Annotated in this window: 13 protein-coding genes; 4 read left to right on the top strand and 9 right to left on the bottom strand. The window is 74.3% G+C overall.

Features of this window, described 5'->3' with window-relative positions; all coding sequences use genetic code 11:
• Window positions 1–28: 28 nt before the first annotated feature.
• A complete protein-coding gene (locus AC07A4_RS07230) occupies window positions 29–1147 on the bottom strand; it encodes a hypothetical protein (protein ID WP_478594157.1) in 1119 nt (372 codons plus the stop codon).
• A 101-nt stretch (window positions 1148–1248) separates the two neighbouring features.
• Window positions 1249–2523 (bottom strand): epoxide hydrolase family protein, encoded by a 1275-nt coding sequence (locus AC07A4_RS07235; RefSeq protein ID WP_478594159.1) that lies wholly within the window; start codon window positions 2521–2523, stop codon window positions 1249–1251.
• A 338-nt stretch (window positions 2524–2861) separates the two neighbouring features.
• Here AC07A4_RS07235 and AC07A4_RS07240 point away from each other — a divergent pair, with 338 nt between their 5' ends.
• Both AC07A4_RS07240 and AC07A4_RS07245 read left to right on the top strand, forming a co-directional pair.
• Window positions 2862–3656: an arylamine N-acetyltransferase family protein gene (locus AC07A4_RS07240; protein WP_478594162.1), complete on the top strand. Its 795-nt coding sequence runs from the start codon at window positions 2862–2864 to the stop codon at window positions 3654–3656.
• A gap of 154 nt (window positions 3657–3810) precedes the next feature.
• Window positions 3811–5088, top strand: a complete 1278-nt coding sequence (locus AC07A4_RS07245; protein ID WP_478594165.1) for a GNAT family N-acetyltransferase — start codon at window positions 3811–3813, stop codon at window positions 5086–5088.
• 49 nt (window positions 5089–5137) lie between these two features.
• Here the strand turns inward: AC07A4_RS07245 and AC07A4_RS07250 are convergent, their stop codons facing one another.
• The 4 genes from AC07A4_RS07250 to AC07A4_RS07265 all read right to left on the bottom strand — a co-directional run bounded on the left by AC07A4_RS07250 (window position 5138) and on the right by AC07A4_RS07265 (window position 9827).
• Window positions 5138–5740 (bottom strand): DinB family protein, encoded by a 603-nt coding sequence (locus tag AC07A4_RS07250; RefSeq protein WP_478594168.1) that lies wholly within the window; start codon window positions 5738–5740, stop codon window positions 5138–5140.
• A gap of 49 nt (window positions 5741–5789) precedes the next feature.
• Window positions 5790–6476 (bottom strand): protein tyrosine phosphatase family protein, encoded by a 687-nt coding sequence (locus tag AC07A4_RS07255; protein ID WP_478594171.1) that lies wholly within the window; start codon window positions 6474–6476, stop codon window positions 5790–5792.
• Between the two features lie 148 nt (window positions 6477–6624).
• A complete protein-coding gene (locus AC07A4_RS07260) occupies window positions 6625–7551 on the bottom strand; it encodes a hypothetical protein (protein ID WP_478594173.1) in 927 nt (308 codons plus the stop codon).
• On the bottom strand, window positions 7548–9827 hold the full coding sequence (locus AC07A4_RS07265; protein WP_478594175.1) for a PEP/pyruvate-binding domain-containing protein: 2280 nt from the start codon (window positions 9825–9827) through the stop codon (window positions 7548–7550). The genes AC07A4_RS07260 and AC07A4_RS07265 overlap by 4 nt, the downstream gene beginning before the upstream one ends.
• A gap of 493 nt (window positions 9828–10320) precedes the next feature.
• Here AC07A4_RS07265 and AC07A4_RS07270 point away from each other — a divergent pair, with 493 nt between their 5' ends.
• A complete protein-coding gene (locus tag AC07A4_RS07270) occupies window positions 10321–11055 on the top strand; it encodes a class I SAM-dependent methyltransferase (RefSeq protein ID WP_478594177.1) in 735 nt (244 codons plus the stop codon).
• Window positions 11056–11138: 83 nt separating this feature from the next.
• On the opposite strand, the gene AC07A4_RS07275 is transcribed toward AC07A4_RS07270, so the two are convergent.
• A complete protein-coding gene (locus AC07A4_RS07275) occupies window positions 11139–13361 on the bottom strand; it encodes an MMPL family transporter (protein ID WP_478594180.1) in 2223 nt (740 codons plus the stop codon).
• A gap of 612 nt (window positions 13362–13973) precedes the next feature.
• A complete protein-coding gene (locus tag AC07A4_RS07280) occupies window positions 13974–14849 on the bottom strand; it encodes an NAD(P)-dependent oxidoreductase (protein ID WP_478594183.1) in 876 nt (291 codons plus the stop codon).
• A gap of 211 nt (window positions 14850–15060) precedes the next feature.
• On the opposite strand from AC07A4_RS07280, the gene AC07A4_RS07285 reads away from it, so the two are divergent.
• Entirely contained in the window at window positions 15061–16038 is a 978-nt protein-coding gene (locus tag AC07A4_RS07285) for a GlxA family transcriptional regulator (protein WP_478594394.1), read from the top strand.
• A 22-nt stretch (window positions 16039–16060) separates the two neighbouring features.
• Here the strand turns inward: AC07A4_RS07285 and AC07A4_RS07290 are convergent, their stop codons facing one another.
• Window positions 16061–17626 (bottom strand): class I adenylate-forming enzyme family protein, encoded by a 1566-nt coding sequence (locus AC07A4_RS07290; RefSeq protein ID WP_478594186.1) that lies wholly within the window; start codon window positions 17624–17626, stop codon window positions 16061–16063.
• Window positions 17627–17674: the final 48 nt, after the last annotated feature.

Consider the following 17674-nt stretch of genomic DNA (forward strand, 5'->3'; position numbering starts at 1 on the left):
TGTCGCGGGGCGCCGGGCCGCGCCGCGGTCAGTTCGCCGCCGACGCCCTGCGCAGCGCCGTCAGGCAGGTGGAGATGGCCTGCTGGAGTTCTTCCAGGCGCTGGACCATGTCGTCCTCGTAGATGTCGTCGAAGTCGGCGGCGTCGTCGAGGGTGAGCTCCTCGAAGACCTTCGTCGCCTTCTGGAGGCTGCTGTAGAACTTCGTCCGCCGCTCCATGACCCGCAGTTCGGGGTCCGCCTCGACGGTCTCGACGACGAGGTTCTTGACCGTGTCGTAGGCCTCCGTCGCCCACTCCCCGGCCTCTTCGGGCTCCAGCTCGTCGATGAGGGACAGATGCCGCTCGGCCTCCTCGCGCAGCGGCGCGGGCGCCTCGATGGTCTGCCCGGCCGGGGTCCTGACCTGGCCCTCCTCGGCGATCTTGCGGACGTACTCGATGCGGTCCGCGGCCCTGGCCTCGCCCGCGACGGCCTTCTTCAGGTCGTCGGTGCGGGCGATGTCACGCGCCAGGTCGGTCTGCAGGACCGGGTCCTCCTTGAGCCGGTCGAGCAGGGCGTGCCGGGCGGCCTTGGCGGTGGAGGGGTCGGCGAGGATCGCGGCGCGCAGCGCGGTGGGGTTCTCGGCGACTTCGAGGGCCTTGGTGGGGCGGATGCCCTCGGCCTCGGCGGCCGCGGTGATGGCGGTGCCGCGCTCGGAGGTCGCGCTGGAGCGGGGCACGTAGTAGGTGAGCCAGACGTCGGCGTCGGGGAGTTCGATCTCCTGGCCCGGGGCGAGCTCCTCGAAGTGCGGCACGAGGCCGTCGTCGGCGGCCCGGTCCCAGGCCTTGTAGTAGCGCATGACGCGCTCGGCGGAGCACCCGGCGAGCTCGCCGAACTCCTTCGCGGAGACCTTCGGCGTCTCGCCCGCCAGCTGCCCGCCGGGCCGCACGCTCCGCGCCACCTTCAGGCCGAACGTCCAGCCGCCGGTGCGCGCGTACGCCCCGAACTCGCGGGCGTCGCGCGCGACGAGGTCCCGTGCGGCGGGCTCGCGCGCGGTGTCGTGCGCGAGCCCGTCGTGCGGGGACTGCCCGTCGTCGCGTACGTCCAGGGGCGCGTCGGCGGCCGGGGCCGACGGGTCAGCCGGGGCGGACGGGGCGATCACTGCGGTCACAGAGGACTCTCCGGGTGCGTCTAGGGCTTAAGAAGCGGAACGTACACCCTATATCGACCCGTTGCTCCGGATTCGCACCCCAGGACGGCGCGACGGAGCGATCAGGCGTTCGGCCGCAGCGGCCCGAAGAACGCGCGCAGTTCGGCGGCGACCTGGTCGGGTTCCTCGTGGGCCATGAAGTGCCCGCCGCGCCGCGGCTCGCTCCAGTGTCGCAGGTCGGCGAAGACGCGCTCGGCGAGGCTCTTGGGGTAGCCCGCGCAGGCCGGCTCGTGGCTGAGGGTGACGGCGGCGGGCACGGTCACCGGCGGCAGGAGGGTGTTGCGGGGGTAGTCGTAGTACTGCTGGAACGAGGTGCCGATGCTGGCCGTGGCCCAGTAGAGGGTGGCGACGGTCAGGAGCGTGTCCCGGTCCCAGCGCTGGAAGACGTCGCCGTCGCAGTCGCTCCAGTCGCGGTACTTGTCCACGATCCAGGAGAGCAGTCCGGCGGGCGAGTCGACGAGGGCGGCGGCGACGGTGTCGGGGCGGGTGCACATGATCTCGCTGTAGCCGCCGTCGCCCACGTCGTAGGCGGCGAGGGCGTCGAGGTAGCGCTGCTCTTCGGGGGTCGGCGGGTGCTGGTCGAAGTCGGCGTTCACCACGGCGGAGGTGATGTGCACCCCGGCGACGTGCTCCGGGTACAGCGCGCCGAGCCACTGGGTGACGCCGCCGCCGATGTCGCCGCCGAACGCGCCGTAGCGCTCGTACCCGAGCGTCTCGGTCATCAGGGCGTGCCACGTCTCGGCGACGCCCCGGCGGGTGAAGGGGCCGCGCGGCGGCCGCGAGTAGAGGAATCCGGGCAGTGAGGGCACGACCACGTCGAAGGCGTCGGCGGGATCGCCGCCGTACGCGGCCGGATCGGCCAGACGCCGGGCCACGCGGATCATCTCCACGAAGCTGCTCGGCCAGCCGTGGCTGAGCACGAGCGGCAGCGGCGCGGGCGCCCCCTCGGGGCGCCGTCCGCGCAGGTGCAGGAAGTGCAGCCGGGATCCTGCGACCTCGGCCACGCGGTGCGGGAGTTCGTTGAGCGCGGCCTCGGCGGCGCGCCAGTCGAAGCCGTCGGCCCAGTGGGCGACGAGGTCACGCAGGGCGGACGGGTCGGTTCCGGCCGCCCAGGCGGTGGTGTCGGTGGCGGTGGTGAAGCGGGTGCGGGCCAGCCGGGCCCGCAGGTCGTCGAGGACGTCGTCCGGCACGAACAGGGTGAAGGGCTCGGCGGTTGTGGCCTGGGGGGTCGTGGCCTGGGGGTTCGTGGCCTGGGGGTTCGTGGCCTGGACGGTCGTGTCCTGGACGGTCGTGTCCTGGGTGTGCGTGGTCTGGCTGGTCGTGGCCTTGGTGGTCATGGTTCCTTCGCTCAGGAGTGGTGTGCTGCTCGGTCGAGCGGGCGCTCCTGCGCGGCGGCCGGGTGCGTTCAGACGCGGGCGGCGGCCAGGAGGGCCCGGGTGGTGCGGTCGGCAGTGCTGGCGCGCATCGGGCTCACCTCCTTCATGACGGGTCCGCGGACCCGTGCGGGGCCGCGTGACCGGGCCGACTATACACACAGGACGCGCCGTGATCACAGGGTCCGGCGAGGCTGCCGCGGGCTTGGGTCGCGCCAGCCGAAGGTCCTAGGTCTCAAGGAGGGAGGCGACCGCTTCCCCCGCTGGTGGACCGCATGATCCCGCCCCGTGACACTGTCCCCATGGACACCTCACAGACCACCGCCTACCTGCGCCGCATCGGCGTCGAGCGCCCCGCCTCCCCCACCTCGCGCGCGCTGCGCGAACTGCACCTCGCGCATCTGCGCACGGTGCCGTTCGAGAACCTCTCCATCCACCTCGGCGAGGAGGTCGACCTCACCGAGAAGGACCTCTTCGTGAAGATCGTCGAGCAGCGTCGCGGTGGCTTCTGCTACGAGCTCAACGGCGCCTTCGCCGCGCTGCTCTCCGCCCTCGGCTTCGACGTCCAGCTCCTCCAGGCCCGGGTCTACAACGAGGGCCGGGTGGGCATCCCTTACGACCACCTCGCGCTGCGCGTGCGCACCGCCGACGGCGGCGACTGGCTCGCCGACGTCGGCTTCGGCCGCCACAGCCTCAGGCCGCTCGACTTCACCGCGCGCGGCGAGCAGCACGACCCGGGCGGCACGTTCACCCTCGTCGAGGCCCCCGGCGGCGACCTGGACGTCCTGCGGGACGGCGAGCCGGAGTACCTGCTCGACCCGCGGCCGCGCGCGCTCGCCGACTTCACCGCCGGGGCCTGGTACCACCGCACCTCGCCGCACTCCCACTTCACCCGCTCCCTGGTGTGCACGCGGATCACCGAGACCGGCCGGACCACGCTCAGCGGGGCCACCCTCACGGTCACCACCGGCGGCGAGAAGCACGTCACGGAGCTCACCACCGACGCCGAGGTCCTGGCCGCGTACGCCACGCACTTCGGCATCGAGCTGGCGGAGCCGCCGCGGCTCGCGGGGCCCGTCAGGGTGGGCGGGCGGTAGCCGCCGTCCCTGCGACATGACACGGGCGGCCCGCCCCCACCCGCATCCGCGCGCCGTTTTGTCCAGGGTTCTTGACGTGACGCGTGCGCGGAGGCAGGCGGTGGCGGTCGTCGCGGCAGAGGGGGCACAAGCGGACGTATGCTGCGGCACTGTGATGACACACATACCTTTCGAGCGGCTGCACCACTTCCGTGACCTGGGGGGCTATGTCACCGCGGACGGCCGTACGGTGCGATGGGGGCAGGTGTACCGGTCCGACGCGCTGAGCGAGCTCCGCGGGGCCGACTGGGACCGCTTCCTCACGCTGGGTGTCCGCACCGTCATCGATCTGCGCCACTCCCGGGAGATCGAGGCGCAGGGGCGGATCCCGGAGCACGCCTCGTTCGGCTACCACCACCTGGGCCTCGCGTACCGGCCCTACGACCAGGCGGCGTTGGGCCGGTACGCGAACACCGCCACCGCCGCCGAAACCGACACCGCCACCGCCCGCTCTCTCGCCGACCGGTATCTGGAGGTCGCCGAGGACGGCGTCAAGGAGCTGCGCCGGGCCCTGGAGCTCATCGCCGACGCGGACGCCGGGCCCGTCGTCCTCCACCGCGCCGTGGGCGAGGACCGCACGGGGCCGCTCACCGCGCTCCTGCTCGCCCTGGTCGGCGTGGCCGAGGCCGACATCGTCGAGGGCTCCGCGCTCTCCGGCTCCGCCGCGGACCGGCTCGCCGCCGAGGTGACGCGGCTGTTCCTCGCGGGCCTCAGCGAGCGCCATGGCTCCCCGCGCGCGTACGCGTCCCGTCTCCTCGGCGCCGACGACGAGCTGGTGGCGGCGTTGCGGCGGACCCTGCTCACCTCGGCCGCCGCCGACGCGCTGGCCTTCCGGCGCGCCGGGGAAGCGGACGTCGCCGAGCTGGTCCGGCTGCGCGACGGGGCCGCGCGCTGGCAGACGTCCCAGGGCATCGCGCAGTGGAAGCCGGGCGAGCTCGGCGAGGACCACTTCCGCGCGCGCCTGGCCGACAGCGAGGTGTGGCTGGCGACGGTCGGGCCCGCGGGGCCGGTCGCCGGTGCCTTCGAGCTGTGGTGGGACGACCTCGCGGCCTGGGGGCCGCAGCCGCCGACCGCCGGGTATGTGCACCGTCTGATGACCGACCGCTCGGTCGCGCCCGCGGGCACCGGGCGCCGGATGCTGGAGCACGCCGAGCGCCGCGTCCGCCGCGCCGGACGCGGCCTGTGCCGCCTGGACTGCCGCACCAACAACCCGCGCCTTCGCGCCTATTACAAGGAGGCGGGCTACCGGGACGTCGGCGAGCTGCCGTCGAAGGACGGCGGCGTCGCGGGCCGCTTCGCCGTCACCCTCATGGAGAAGCCCCTCACCGACGAGGCGGGCCCCGGCGCCGTGGACGCGGAACGGCTGCGGCCGGTGGCGGAGCCGTCTCGGTAGCGCGGCGCGGTAGGGAGCCACGGTAGGGGCGTCTCGCGCCCCGGTCCGATCAGCGTCCTCCCGCCGTGCGCGCCGAGCGCTCGACGCGGTCCCGGTGGGCCTGCCACCCGGCCCGGTCGGCGGGCGGCAGGCTGTCGTTGTGCGGCAGCATGCCCACCTGGCCGTCGATGAGTTCCCGCAGGATGTCGGCGTGACCGGCGTGCCGGTGGGTGTCGGCGATGACCCGTACGGCGATGTGGTGCAACGTCGTCTCGGCGCGCTCGTCCGTCCACCACGGGACGCGCCCGACCGTGTCCAGCGGGAGCGTCTCGAAGGTGGTGTCCGCGTGCTGCCACGCCCTGCGGTACAGCCCGACGACCTCGTCGCGCGGCTCGTCCTCGGTGGCCCACATGTCCGCGTTGTCCTCGGCGTCGCGCGTGTACCACCACGACGGCTCCTCGCCCGGGGCGAAGAAGGGTCTGCCGAACGTGTCGCCGAAGTACGCGAGTTCCACGCCCGAGGCATGCTTCACCAGGCCGAGCAGGTTCGTGCCCGTCGGGGTGAGGGGGCGGCGGACGTCGTACTCCGAGAGTCCTTCGAGCTTCCACAGCAGGGCCTCGCGGGCGTCCCGCAGATAGCGCAGCAGGTCGTCTTTGGCGTGCGGTTCAGTCATGCCGGGCAGTGTTCCAGGCGGCACTGACAGCGGCGGGCACGCGGCAGTGTCAGAGCGATGCCTTGATCCGGCGCGGTGCGTCGGCAAGGCGGCTGACCAGGGAGACCACGCCCGGGGGCTGGCGGCTGACGTGCCGGTCGGCGCTCAGGACGTAGTAGATCTGCTCGAGCGACGGCGGGCCGACGGCGACCGTGCGCAGGGCCGCCTGGCCCGGTGTCGCCTGGCCGGTGCGGACCAGGTACGCGGCCGTCATGGAGCCGGTGCGGCCCACGCCCGCGCCGCAGTGCACGAACACCGGGCCCGGCGCCCTGGCGACGACGCGCAGGAACCGGTCGACCTGCCCGCCGTCGGGCGTCTGCCCGTCGCGGACCGGCATCCGCACGACGGCGAGGCCCGCGCGCCGGGGCCGGGCGAGCTCCCGCGCGCTCAGGTCCTCGGCGCGCAGGTCCACCACGGTGTGGATGCCGTGCGCGGCGAGCGCGCGGTACCCGGCCTCGGTCGGCGCGGAGCCGCGCCACAGGCGGGCGTCGACCTGCTGGAAGTGGCGGACGCCGGTCATCTCCCGCTCGGCGCGGACGTGTTCGCCCGCCCAGGCCGACACGGCGAGGACGCCGAGGGACGTGGCCAGCCAGAAGACCGTGTAGCCGAGCGCGCACAGGCCGATCAGCCGCAGCGTGCCGCGGACGGTCGGGACGCGGGACAGCAGGCGGGACGACAACGGGACGCGGGAAAACAAGCGGTCACCACCTGAGGCCGCGCGGCAAGGGGTGGGCGGGGACGCCGTCCAGGCTACCGGCGGCCACGGCGCCAGGGGCCCACACGGCCGACCCCGGGCGTCTCTTACGCAGCGTCACATCACATACGTATCAAGGGTGTTCGCGCCTTCAGAGCCCGGACCCGCGTCCGTGCGCGGGCCGCACCTGGGTCTCGCCCAGGACGTGGGCGCGGGTGCGGTGCGCCGTCGCGTCGCCGAGGCAGCCGCTGAGGCGCATCACGTCGTGCGCGGACAGGGCGGGGCGGATGACCCCGGCCCACACGTCGCCGTCCAGGCGGGTCAGGGGGGCGTGGACGTTGAGCGACGCGGTCGAGCGGCGGCAGCTCTCCCACAGTTCGCGGGCGGCGAGCGCGCGGGCCGCGGCGCTGTCGGTGCCGCGCACGTCGACGCGGTACACGACGGTCGTGGCGGCCGCGTCAGAGTCCTCGCCCGGCCGGGTCTGGGTGGCGTCGGAGAGGGTGTCCACGAACAGCGCGAGCAGCAGCACGGCCGCGGCGACGGTGCCGCCGACCAGGAGGGTCCGCAGGGCGCGGGGCCGGGGCACGGCCTCCTGGTCCTCCAGCTCCGGCATCCGGCCCCTGACGTCGGTGCCGGGGGCGGCCAGGCGCCCGAGGCGCCCGGCGAGCCGCCGCTCCGCGCCCGGCCGCACGGTCGCCGCCGAGATCTTCTGCACGAGCCAGGCGACGCCCGAGAGCAGGGCCCCTGCCGCCATCAGGACGGGCACGAAGACATAGGTGCGCTGGGTGCCGTCCGTGTCCGTGGACTCCAGCCAGCGGAACCGCACGCCGTCCTCCGGGCGGGTCTCGCGCAGGCGCCGCCACACCTCCTCGGTGCGCTGGCTCGAGTCGGCCAACTGCCGCTCCAGGCGCCCCAGGCGGCTCAGGATCGCCGTGCACACCAGCAGGCCCTCGATGACGAGCAGGAGCACCCCGCACATCAGGGCGCGCTGCCACTCCCAGCGGGTGAGGTAGACGACGCTGTAGGTGGCGGCGGCCGCGGCGGTGAGGCCGCCGAAGAGATAGCTCACGTACTTCATGACGCCATGCCCTCCGTGCGGTCGGCGCCGCCCGCGCGCGGTCCCGGCGGTTCCCCGACCGCCGCCATCCGCACCACCTCGACGGCCCCGGTGCCGCCGTCCACGGTCAGCCGGGTCCCGGCGGGGAAGCGGTCCAGGGCGTCGGGGACGCCGACGGCGGTGGGCACCTGGTACTCGCGGGCGAGCACGGCGAGGTGGGACAGGACGCTGCCGGTCTCGGCGACGAGTCCGGTGAGCCCGGGAAGGAGGGGCGCGAGGGACGGGTCGAGGGCGCGCACCACGAGGACCGCGAACCGGGGGCGCTCGCCGCCGCCGTGCCAGGCCGTGCCGGAGCCGAAGCCGCCGCCCGCGCCCTGTCCTTCGGCGGTTGCCCCGCGCCTGCCCGGTTCGGGGACGGGGCGCCCGTCCGCGAGGCGGAACGCGGCGGGCAGTTCGGGGCGCTGGGGCCGTGGCAGGCGGTCGGGCAGGTCCGCGGGGAGCCCCTTGCCGTCACCGGCCGCGGTCAGCTCCGGCCAGCGCAGCAGCGCGATCCGGTCGGGGGCGGCCAGGAGTCCGGCGGCGGCGAGGCGCCGTGCGGTCTCGCGCACCATGCTGGCCTGCATCTCCTGCACCCACCGCACCCGCAGCCGCAGCCCTTCGCGGGCGGGCAGCACGGCCGTGCCGCGCGGGACGCCGGTGCAGCCGGTGCGCTCCGGCAGCGGCGGGCGCGGCCCGAGCGTCGGCGGCAGCAGGGCGAGCAGGACGGGGTGGCGGGCCACGAGGCGCGCGTCCGCGGCCTCGTCGCGCGCCGCGGGACCCTCCGCGAGGACGGCGAGCGCCTCGCCGACGGCCGTGGCGCCCGTCCCCGGACCGAGGACCGCCCCGGCGAGGGACTCCTGGGCGTGCAGCGCGGACAGGACCGTACGCCCCCAGGAGACCGCGGCGAGCAGCTGTCCGCTCAGCATCTCTGCGGGGGCGGGCAGTTCGCTCAGGTACCGGTCCACGTCGGCCGTCAGGTCGAGCGCGAGCGTCGGCAGCGTCGTGCGCACCCGGCCCATCCGCCAGGCCGCTCCCGCGCGGCGCGCCGCGGGCGCCGGGTTGAGGAAGCCGAGCACGCGGTGGGCCGGAGGCGCGGCGCCGAGGAGGCGCAGATCGGCGGCGGCGCGGCCGTCGACGGTGGTCACGGGCGGCAGCCCGCGCAGCTTGCGGCGGGGCGCGGCGCCCGCGATGTCCAGGGCGACGGACAGGCCGTGGGCCATGGGCACCAGCCACAGGTCCTCCTCAAGCGGCTGCAGCACGCCGGGGAAGGTCTCGGCGACAGGACCGGGGCCCAGGAGGCGGGCGCGGCGGGGCGGGCGGACGGGCATGGCGGTGATGGGGCGGGTCTGGAACAGCCAGAGCCGGTCGTCGGCGTCGAAGGCGAACTCGATGTCCTGCGGGCCGCCGAACTCCCGCTGGGCGTCCCGGGCCAGGCGCAGCAGCCGCAGCCTGCGGCCGTGGGTGAGCAGGCGGGCCCCGCGCGGTTCGCCGGGCTCGGTGTGGACCAGGCGGCCGTGGCGGGTGAGGTGGTAGCGCACGCCCTGGACATGGCCGTTGACGAGGCGGTCGGGGCCGCCGTCCACGGCGCTGACGACGACCCGGTCGCCGCGCCCCGCCAGCGGGTCGGCGCCGAACATGACGCCGCCCGCGGCCGCGCGCACCATCGGCTGCACGAGCACCGCCATGCCGCCCGGCCCGGGCGGCGGCCCAGCGGGCGGGGCGCGCCCCGGCGGGGTGCGCCCCGCCGAGCGCAGCACGCGCCGCACGGCCGCCAGGAAGGCATCGAAGCCCCGTACGTCGAGGACGGTCTCGAAGAGGCCCGCGAGGGAGGAGTCGGCGGCGTCCTCGTACGCGGAGGAGGACCGGACGGCGAGGGAGCGGTGGCCGTCCTCGCTCATCTCGCGCCAGGCGCGGTGCAGTTCGGCGTCGCCGTACGGATGCGGCCCGTCCTCGCGGGGTGCCCCGTCCTCGCGGGGCGGAGCGTGCTGGCCTCGGGGCGCGGTCAGCTCGCGGTGGCGCCTCGTGCCGCCGTCGTGGACCCGCGTGACCTGGGCGGGAGAGGGAGGCGCCAGGTCCTCGGCGCGCTCCTCCGCAGCCCAGTTCCCGCCGGGCACCAGGACGAACCCCGGAAGCACCGGCAGGCCCGCCGCGGCCGCGCGCGCCAGGTGGGCGGCCTTGGCGCCGGTGAGGCGGGGGTCGCGGGCCCGCCGCGACTCCAGCCGCACCACCGTAAGGCGGTCCGTGTCGACCCCGAACATGGCCTGCCTCCTTAGCCCGGCGGCGCGTGCACCCCTCGCGCGCACGCGGGTGGGGCCGTTCGCGCCCACGCCGCTCCGGGCCGCCGGGTCCGCGCCCCCGGACCGGACGGCCACCTTCCGTTCCGCCACGGCCCGTTCGCCTCCGCGAGGGAACATGCGCGAGGGAACACCGGGCCGTGCGACCGGGCCGGAAACCGTCCAGCCCTTAGCACGGACGCGTGGCCCGGCGCCGAAGTTGAGCCCAAGCCCGCACGAATTGAGCCGAACCACCGCACCGCGAAGGCCGAACCGCCGCACCCCGCGAGGGCCGAACCGCCGCACCGCGAGGGCGAAACCAGCCCACCGCGAGGGCGAAGCCGCCGCACCGCCGCCCGCGCGGGCCGCGCTCGCCGTCCCGCCCCCGTACACGCCGTCCGCACACCCATGCGAACATCACACCCGGGGCCGGTCCCCGCGTTCACTCCACAGTCACGGGGGTCAGGGAGGCACAGACGTGACAGGCAGTCAGTTCGACCAGCTCGCCGAGGTCTACGAGGAGTCGGCGGCGATGCCCTTCCGGCAGGGGCTTGAGTTCCCCACGGTCCTCCACCACCTGGGCGAGCTCGCGAGCCGCGACATCCTCGACTTCGGGTGCGGCAGCGGCGTCCACAGCAGGCTGCTCGCCCGCTCGGGCGCGCGGCGCGTCGTCGGCCTCGACCTGTCCGAGGGGATGGTCGAGCAGGCCCGGCGCCACGAGGAGCGCGCGCCGCTCGGCGTCGAGTACGTCGACGGGACGCTGCCGGAGCGCCTGCACGGCGCCTTCGACCTGGTGCTCGGCGTGTACGTGCTGCCGCACGCCACCACGTACCCCGAACTCGTCGCGATGTGCCAGGCGGTCGCCTCGGCGCTGCGCCCCGGCGGGCGCTTCGTCACCCTGCCCATCCACCCCGACCACCACCCCGACCCGGACTACTACGCCCGCTACGGCTTCGGCCTGTCCGTCGGCGAGCGCGTGGACGGCGCGCCGGTGGACTTCGGCTTCACGGTCGGCGAGCACAGCGCCCGCTTCACCGCCCGCTACTGGACGGCGGCGACGCTGGACAAGGCCCTGCGCGAGGCGGGCTTCACCGCCCCCCAGTGGCGCGAGCACCGCGTCGCCGACACCGCCGAGCCCGGCCCCGGCGACGACTTCTGGGTCCCGTACCTGGAGCGCCCGCACGCCGCGATCCTGGACGCCACGAAGAGCTGAGGCCGAGGGGGCGGCGGGCGCGCACACGACGGCGGCCCGGTGACCGAGGAGGTCACCGGGCCGCCTGTGGGTGCGGGGGTGCGTCAGCGCAGCGGCTGGAGCTCCCGCTCGGGGTCGGCGTCCGGGGTACGGCCGCCGTCACCGAGCTGCTTGTAGAGCTTCTCGCCCTCCACGTCGACGTTCGGCAGGATCTTGTTCAGCCAGCCCGGCAGGTACCAGGCGGACTTGCCGAGCAGCGCGAGGACCGCCGGGACGATCGCCATGCGGACGACGAAGGCGTCGAACAGGACGGCGGCGGCGAGGCCGAAGCCCATGGTCTTGATGATGTCGTCGTCCTCCAGGATGAAGCCGGAGAAGACGCTGATCATGATGACCGCGGCCGCGGCGACGACGCGCCCGCCGTGGGTGAAGCCGGTCACGATGGCCTCGCCCGGACGCGCCCCGTGGACGTACGCCTCACGCATGCGCGTCACGAGGAACACCTCGTAGTCCATCGCCAGACCGAACACCACACCGATCATGAAGATCGGCATCATGCTCATGATCGGGCCGGGCTGGTCGACGCCGAACACGTTCGCGAGGTGGCCCTCCTGGAAGACCGCCACGACCGCGCCGAGCGCCGCGAGCACCGAGAGCAGGAAGCCGAGCGCCGCCTTCAGCGGGACCAGGAGCGAGCGGAACACCAGCATCAGGAGCAGGAAGGCGAGGCCGACGACCAGGGCCAGGTACGGGATCAGGGCGTCGTCGAGGGTCTGCGAGAAGTCGATGATCGAGGCCGTCTGGCCGGTGATCAGGACCTCGGCGCCGGTCTTGGACTCGATGGTGCCGATGTCCGAGCGGATCTTCTTGACCAGCGTCTCGGTGTCGTGGTCACTCGGTCCCGTGTTCGGCGTCGCGGACAGGATCGCCAGGTCGTCGGCCTTGTTCGGCGACGCCGGGCTGACGGACACGATGCCGTCGACCTTCTTGAGCTCCTTGCCGACGTCCTTCGCGGCGGCGCCGGCGCCCTTGTCCTTGTCGACGACGATCGTCAGCGGGCCGTTGAAGCCCTTGCCGAAGGAGTCCGACAGCATGTCGTACGCCTTGCGCTGGGTGGTGTCCGGCGCGAAGGTGCCCTCGTCCGGCAGGCCGAGCTGCAGGTTGGCGGCCGGGGCGGCCACGACGCCGAGACCGGCGATGGCGACGAGCAGGACGATCAGCGGGCGGCGCAGCACGAACCGGGCCCAGCGGGTGCCGAGCTTCGGCTTGGCGTTGGGGTCGGTGAAGGGAACGCCGACGGGCTTCTTGCGGTCCTTGCGGCGCAGCGTCCTGCGGGGCGCGATGCCGAGCAGCGCCGGGATGAGGGTGAGCGCGATCAGGACGGCGACCACGACCGTACCGGCCGCGGCGAGGCCCATCTTGGTGAGCAGCGGGATGTTCACGACGGCGAGGCCGGAGAGGGCCACGATGACGGTGAGGCCCGCGAACACCACCGCGGAGCCCGCGGTGCCGACGGCGCGTCCCGCGGCGTCCTCGGGGGTGCGGCCGTCCTCCCGCTCGGCGCGGTAGCGCGAGACGATGAACAGGGCGTAGTCGATGCCGACCGCGAGACCGATCATCGTGGCGAGCGTCGAGGTGGTGCTGGACAGCTCGAGGGTGCTGGCGAGCGCGGTGATGCCGGAGATGCCGATGCCGACGCCGATGAGCGCGGTCAGGATCGGCATGCCCGCGGCGATCAGCGAGCCGAAGGTGATGAGCAGGACCACGGCGGAGATGCCGATGCCGATCAGCTCGGCGCTGCCGCCGAGCTCCTGCTCGGTCGGGACCGCGTCACCGCCCGCCTCGACCTTCAGACCGTCCTTGCGGGCGTCCTTGAGGGTCTCGGTGAGCTTGTCCTTGACCTTGTCGGTCACCTCGGGCCCGGGGACCTTGTACGACACGGTCGCGTAGACGGTGGTCGAGTCCTTGCTGACCGCGCCCGTCTTGAACGGGTCGTCGACCTTGGAGACCTGACCGCCCTTGGCGAGGCGGTCGACGATCTTCTCTACCTTCGCCTTGTTCTTGGCGTCGGTGATCTTCTGGCCGTCGGGGGCGCGGAGCACCACACGGGCCGTGGCGCCGTCGGCGCTCGTCTCGGGGAACTTCTCCTCGAGGAGGTCGAAGGCCTTCTGCGACTCCGTGCCGGGCATGGAGAACACATCGGCAGGAGCCTTGGGAGCCGAGGACGCCGCGACGCCCGCGCCGATGAACAGCAGCACCCATATGAGCGCCATCCACCAGCGCCGTCTGAAGGCGAGACGGCCCAGTTTGTAGAGGAACGTAGCCACGGCGAAGGAGACTCCCGTCGGGTTGTGCAAGGCAGGACCGACCGTCGGCTTAAACGCGCACGACAGCGTGGGTCGGCAGGATCCACTCCATCGTGACGGCAGGAAGAGGCGCGGAAGTCAGACTGCGGGCCGGAGTCCGCGCCCACGTCCGTCGTAGTCGGGAGTCGGCCGACTCATCCTCGGGTAGGAGACGCGAGCCATGCATGTAGGCCGCACCTACTAGCCCCGCTCCGGCGGTGTGACCTGGGTCTCTTCGCCCACGTGTGGCCACAAGTCGCCGCCTTCGCCCGCGAATTCAGGCCATTCGCCGCTTTTGTCGGCCATGGGCTTTCGCGGTACGCGGTGACGCTCGCGTGGCGCCCGGTACGCCAGGGCAGCACGCGTGACGAGTCTGCGGTAACGCCCAGTCGCCGTCCAGACACGCGCGCCGGAATGGCCGTAATCCGCCCCCGCGCACGGGGGCCGCCCACCCCATACGGGCCTCGCCACCGTGCCCGCGAGGGCCCGCCGGTGGCGGCGAACCCCCGCGGGCGCGGGCCGGGTTTGGCGCGATCGGGCCAGGCGCCCCATGCCTTCAGAGCCAGGCGCCTCCGGGCTTCATGCCCCGGTGCCTCAGGCCTTCATGACCTCGATGACGCCGGCGAAGCTGTCCGCGCCGTGCCCGGCCGCCTTCGCCCGCTCCATGGCGGCCTTGAGCAGCTCGGGCAGCGCGTTGTCCACGCCCCGGTCCGCCGCCGCGTGGATGAGGTGGTCGATGGCCGCGATCTGCACGTCGACCGTTGCGTCGTCGCCGGGGTAGCGGCCCTCGTCGACCTGGCCCGCGTACCGCTCGATGAAGCCGCTCACCGCGCCGCCGAGCCAGCGCAGCGCAAGCGGCGCGAACTCCGTGGCCTTGGCCCCGTCGGCGCCGACGAGCGCGGTGCCGTGGAGCCAGCCGCCGAAGGCCGCCCACATCAGTCCGAGCAGCGCCACGTCGTACAGCGACGCGCGGCCCGCGTCCTCGCCGAGGAACAAAGGGTCGCCCAGCGCCTTCAGGGCCGCCCCGTGGGTCTCGAAGGCGGCGTTCGAACCGCTGTAGAGGAACATCATGTCCGGGCTTCCGACGCCCGGCGGCGTCGTCATGACGGCGCCGTCCAGATAGTCCACGCCGCGCTCGGCCGCCCAGGCGGCGAACTCCCGGGCCTGCTCGGGGGAGCCGGTGGTGAGGTTGACCAGGGTGCGGCCCGCGAGGGCGGCGGCCGCCGGGTCGACGACGGCGTACAGCGCGTCGTAGTCGAGGACGCAGGCGATGATCAGCTCGCTCGCCGCCACCGCTTCGCCGGGCGTCGCCGCCACGCGGGCGCCGCGCGCGGCAAGGGCCTCGGCCTTGTGCGGGGTGCGGTTCCACACCGTGGTCTCGTGGCCTCCCGCCAGGAGGGCGGCGGCCAGGGCCGCGCCCATGTTGCCCAGGCCGATGACGGTGACGGGGGTGCGACGTTCTGCGCTCATGCTGTGCTCGCTCCTTGTGCGTGCGTGGGACGCGGAGGAGGTCGTACGTCCGCCGTCGGCGGCGCGTCGCCTCGTCCGTGGTGATCACGTGAGCACCACCCTCGCAGCGGGCCCGGAGCGCGGACAGTGACAGCGGTGACGTCGATCACCACATTCCTGCCACGCCCCGGAGCGGCCGTACGCTCGCGGCATGAGCGCTGGTTCCGTGGCGGTGGTCGTCACCGAGGAGATCGGGGTCCCGTCCTGGGACCTGTACGAACTGAGCATCCCGTGCACGGTGTTCGGCAAGCCGCAGCCGGATCTGGCCGAGCGCTGGTACGACCTGAGGCTGTGCGGGACCGGGCCGCGCGAGCGCGAGGACGCGTCCCCGTTCGGGTTCTCCGTGCGCACGCCCTACGGCCTTGAGGGCCTCGCGGGCGTGGACACGGTCATCGTCCCTTCGGTGCCCGACGCCTGCGTGGAGGAGGGCGCGCCGCTGCCCGAGGGGCTCGTCGACGCGCTGCGCGGGGCCCATGCCGGGGGCGCGCGCGTGGTGTCGCTGTGCAACGGCGCCTTCGCGCTCGCCGAGGCCGGGCTCCTGGACGGCCGCCGCGCCACGGCCCACTGGCAGCACACCGCGCAACTCGCGGCGCGCTTTCCGAAGGTGGAGGTCGACGACTCGGTCCTGTACGTCGACGAGGGGGACGTCCTGACCAGCGCGGGCCTGACGGCGGGCCTCGACCTGTGCCTGCACCTGGTGCGCCGCGACCTCGGGGCGCACGTCGCCAACCAGCTCGCCCGCCGCATGGTGGTGCCCGCGCACCGGCCCGGCGGACAGGCCCAGTTCATCGACCTGTCGGTGCCGGACACCGACGACGCGAGCCTCGGCCCGGTGCTGCACTGGGCGCGCGAGCACCTGGACCGGCCGCTCACGGTCGAGGACCTGGCGCGCCGCGCCGCGATGAGCCCGCGCACCTTCTACCGCAAGCTGCGGGCCGCCACCGGCACGACCCCGCTGCAGTGGCTCCTCAACCAGCGCCTGGCGCGGGCCCAGAGCCTGCTGGAGGCGACGGACCTGCCGGTGGAGCAGATCGGCGAACGCAGCGGCCTCGGCACGGCGAACAACCTGCGCCACCACTTCCTCAAGCACGTCGGGGTGTCCCCGAGCGACTACCGCAGGGCGTTCCCCCGGCCGGTGCGGGCGGCCTGACGGCTGTTGGCCCCTGGAGGTGTCAGCGGCCAGGCGGCGGCGCCCTGTGCAGGAGGGCCCGCTTGTCCGGCTTGCCGCTGGGGGCCACCGGCACGTCCGTGACCACGGTGAGCGTGCTCGGCAGACCGCTCACGCCGAGTTCCGCCGCGACGCGGGCGCGCAGGGCGGCCAGTTCGGGCGCCCGGCCAGGGGCGGCGACGACGAAGGCGTGGGCGGCCTCGCCGGTGCGCTCGTCGGGCGCGCCGACGACGTAGGCCTGGTCGACGTCGGGGTGGGTGGTCAGCGCCCGTTCGATGGCGCCGCAGTAGTGCACGATCGCGTCGACGATGACGATGTCGCGGGCCCGGCCGGTGAGGTGCAGGAAGCCGTGGGCGTCCAGGTGTCCCACGTCGCGGGTGCGCACCCAGTCGCCGCGCAGCACCTCGGCGCTCTCGTCGGGGTCCTGCCAGTAGCCCGTCATGGCGCCCTCCGTGCGGGCCCAGATCTCGCCGGTGCCGCCCTGCTCGACCTCCTTGCCCTCGGCGTCGCGGACGCTCAGCTCGGTCCGCGCCCAGGGGTGGCCGACGGAGGAGCGGGCCTCCTTGGGGCCGTGGCGGAGGTCGTCGGGCGTGAGCAGGGTGAGCATGCCGGTCTCGGTCTGGCCGTACGCCTGGTGCACGGCGGGGCCGACGCGCCGCACGGCCTCCGCGAGCACGTGCGGGGCCAGCGGCGACCCGGCGACGATCAGGACCCGCAGGGTGCTCAGGGCGGTGGCGCGGGCGCTCCCCGAGCGCAGCGCGTCGAGCAGGCGGTGCAGGCGCGGCACGGTCATCAGGAGGGCGGTGGCGCGGTACCGCTCGACGGTCTGGGGGAACTCCAGCGGGGGTGCGGGGATGACGGCGGTGCCGCCGCCGAGCAGGCAGAGCCCCAGGTGTTCGAACATGACGGCGCTCGTCAGGGTGCCGAACAGCAGATAGCGGCGGTATCCGGCCGCGAGGCGCGCGGTGCGCTGGTCCCAGCGGGCGGGCTGCCAGGACCAGAAGGCGGTGAGCGCGCGGTAGCTGAGCGCGCAGCCCTTGGGGCGGCCGGTGCTGCCGCTGGTCAGATGGACCAGGGCGGTGTCGTCGGGGCGGCCGTGCGCGACGAGGCCGTCGCCGGGCAGGGGCGCGGCGAGCGGGTGCGCCGCGAGCAGGTCGGCCTCCAGGTTCAGGACGGGCAGCTCGGCGGCGGCGCGCAGCAGTTCGGGGCGGGCCCCGGCCGCGTCGGTGACGACCGCGTCGACGTCGGCGGCGAGGACGTAGGCGAGCTGAGGGGGCGTCAGGCCCGGGCGCAGGCCGGTCACGCGGCAGCCGAGCAGATGGGCGGCGATCTGCACGGCGAAGCCCTCGGGCGTGACGTCGGTGGCGAGCGCCAGGGAGTGGCCGGGGCCGAGGCCCAGCGCGCTCAGCCCGGCCGCGCAGCGGGCGACCAGGGAAAGCACCTCGCCCCGGGTGACGGCGCGCGAGCGGTACTCGAAGGCGACGGCGGCGGGGTGCCGGCGGAAGGCGTCGATCAGGGCCTGCGGAAAGGGTGGTTCGGTCGCGTTGATCGCGTGGCGTCCGTTTTCCACTGCACATCCGTTCCGGGGAACGCGGGGAAGGGCGGGAAGGGCGGGAAA

Source organism: Streptomyces sp. NPDC043996 (genome assembly GCF_056435225.1).

What these genes read in the sequence shown, in the direction of transcription:
- AC07A4_RS07240 (WP_478594162.1), top strand. Translation starts at nt 2,862, where the DNA reads ATGGACACCTCACAGACCACCGCCTACCTGCGCCGCATCGGCGTCGAG.
- AC07A4_RS07235 (WP_478594159.1), bottom strand. Translation starts at nt 2,523, where the DNA reads ATGACCACCAAGGCCACGACCAGCCAGACCACGCACACCCAGGACACG.
- AC07A4_RS07260 (WP_478594173.1), bottom strand. Translation starts at nt 7,551, where the DNA reads ATGAAGTACGTGAGCTATCTCTTCGGCGGCCTCACCGCCGCGGCCGCC.
- AC07A4_RS07245 (WP_478594165.1), top strand. Translation starts at nt 3,811, where the DNA reads ATGACACACATACCTTTCGAGCGGCTGCACCACTTCCGTGACCTGGGG.
- AC07A4_RS07265 (WP_478594175.1), bottom strand. Translation starts at nt 9,827, where the DNA reads ATGTTCGGGGTCGACACGGACCGCCTTACGGTGGTGCGGCTGGAGTCG.
- AC07A4_RS07280 (WP_478594183.1), bottom strand. Translation starts at nt 14,849, where the DNA reads ATGAGCGCAGAACGTCGCACCCCCGTCACCGTCATCGGCCTGGGCAAC.
- AC07A4_RS07250 (WP_478594168.1), bottom strand. Translation starts at nt 5,740, where the DNA reads ATGACTGAACCGCACGCCAAAGACGACCTGCTGCGCTATCTGCGGGAC.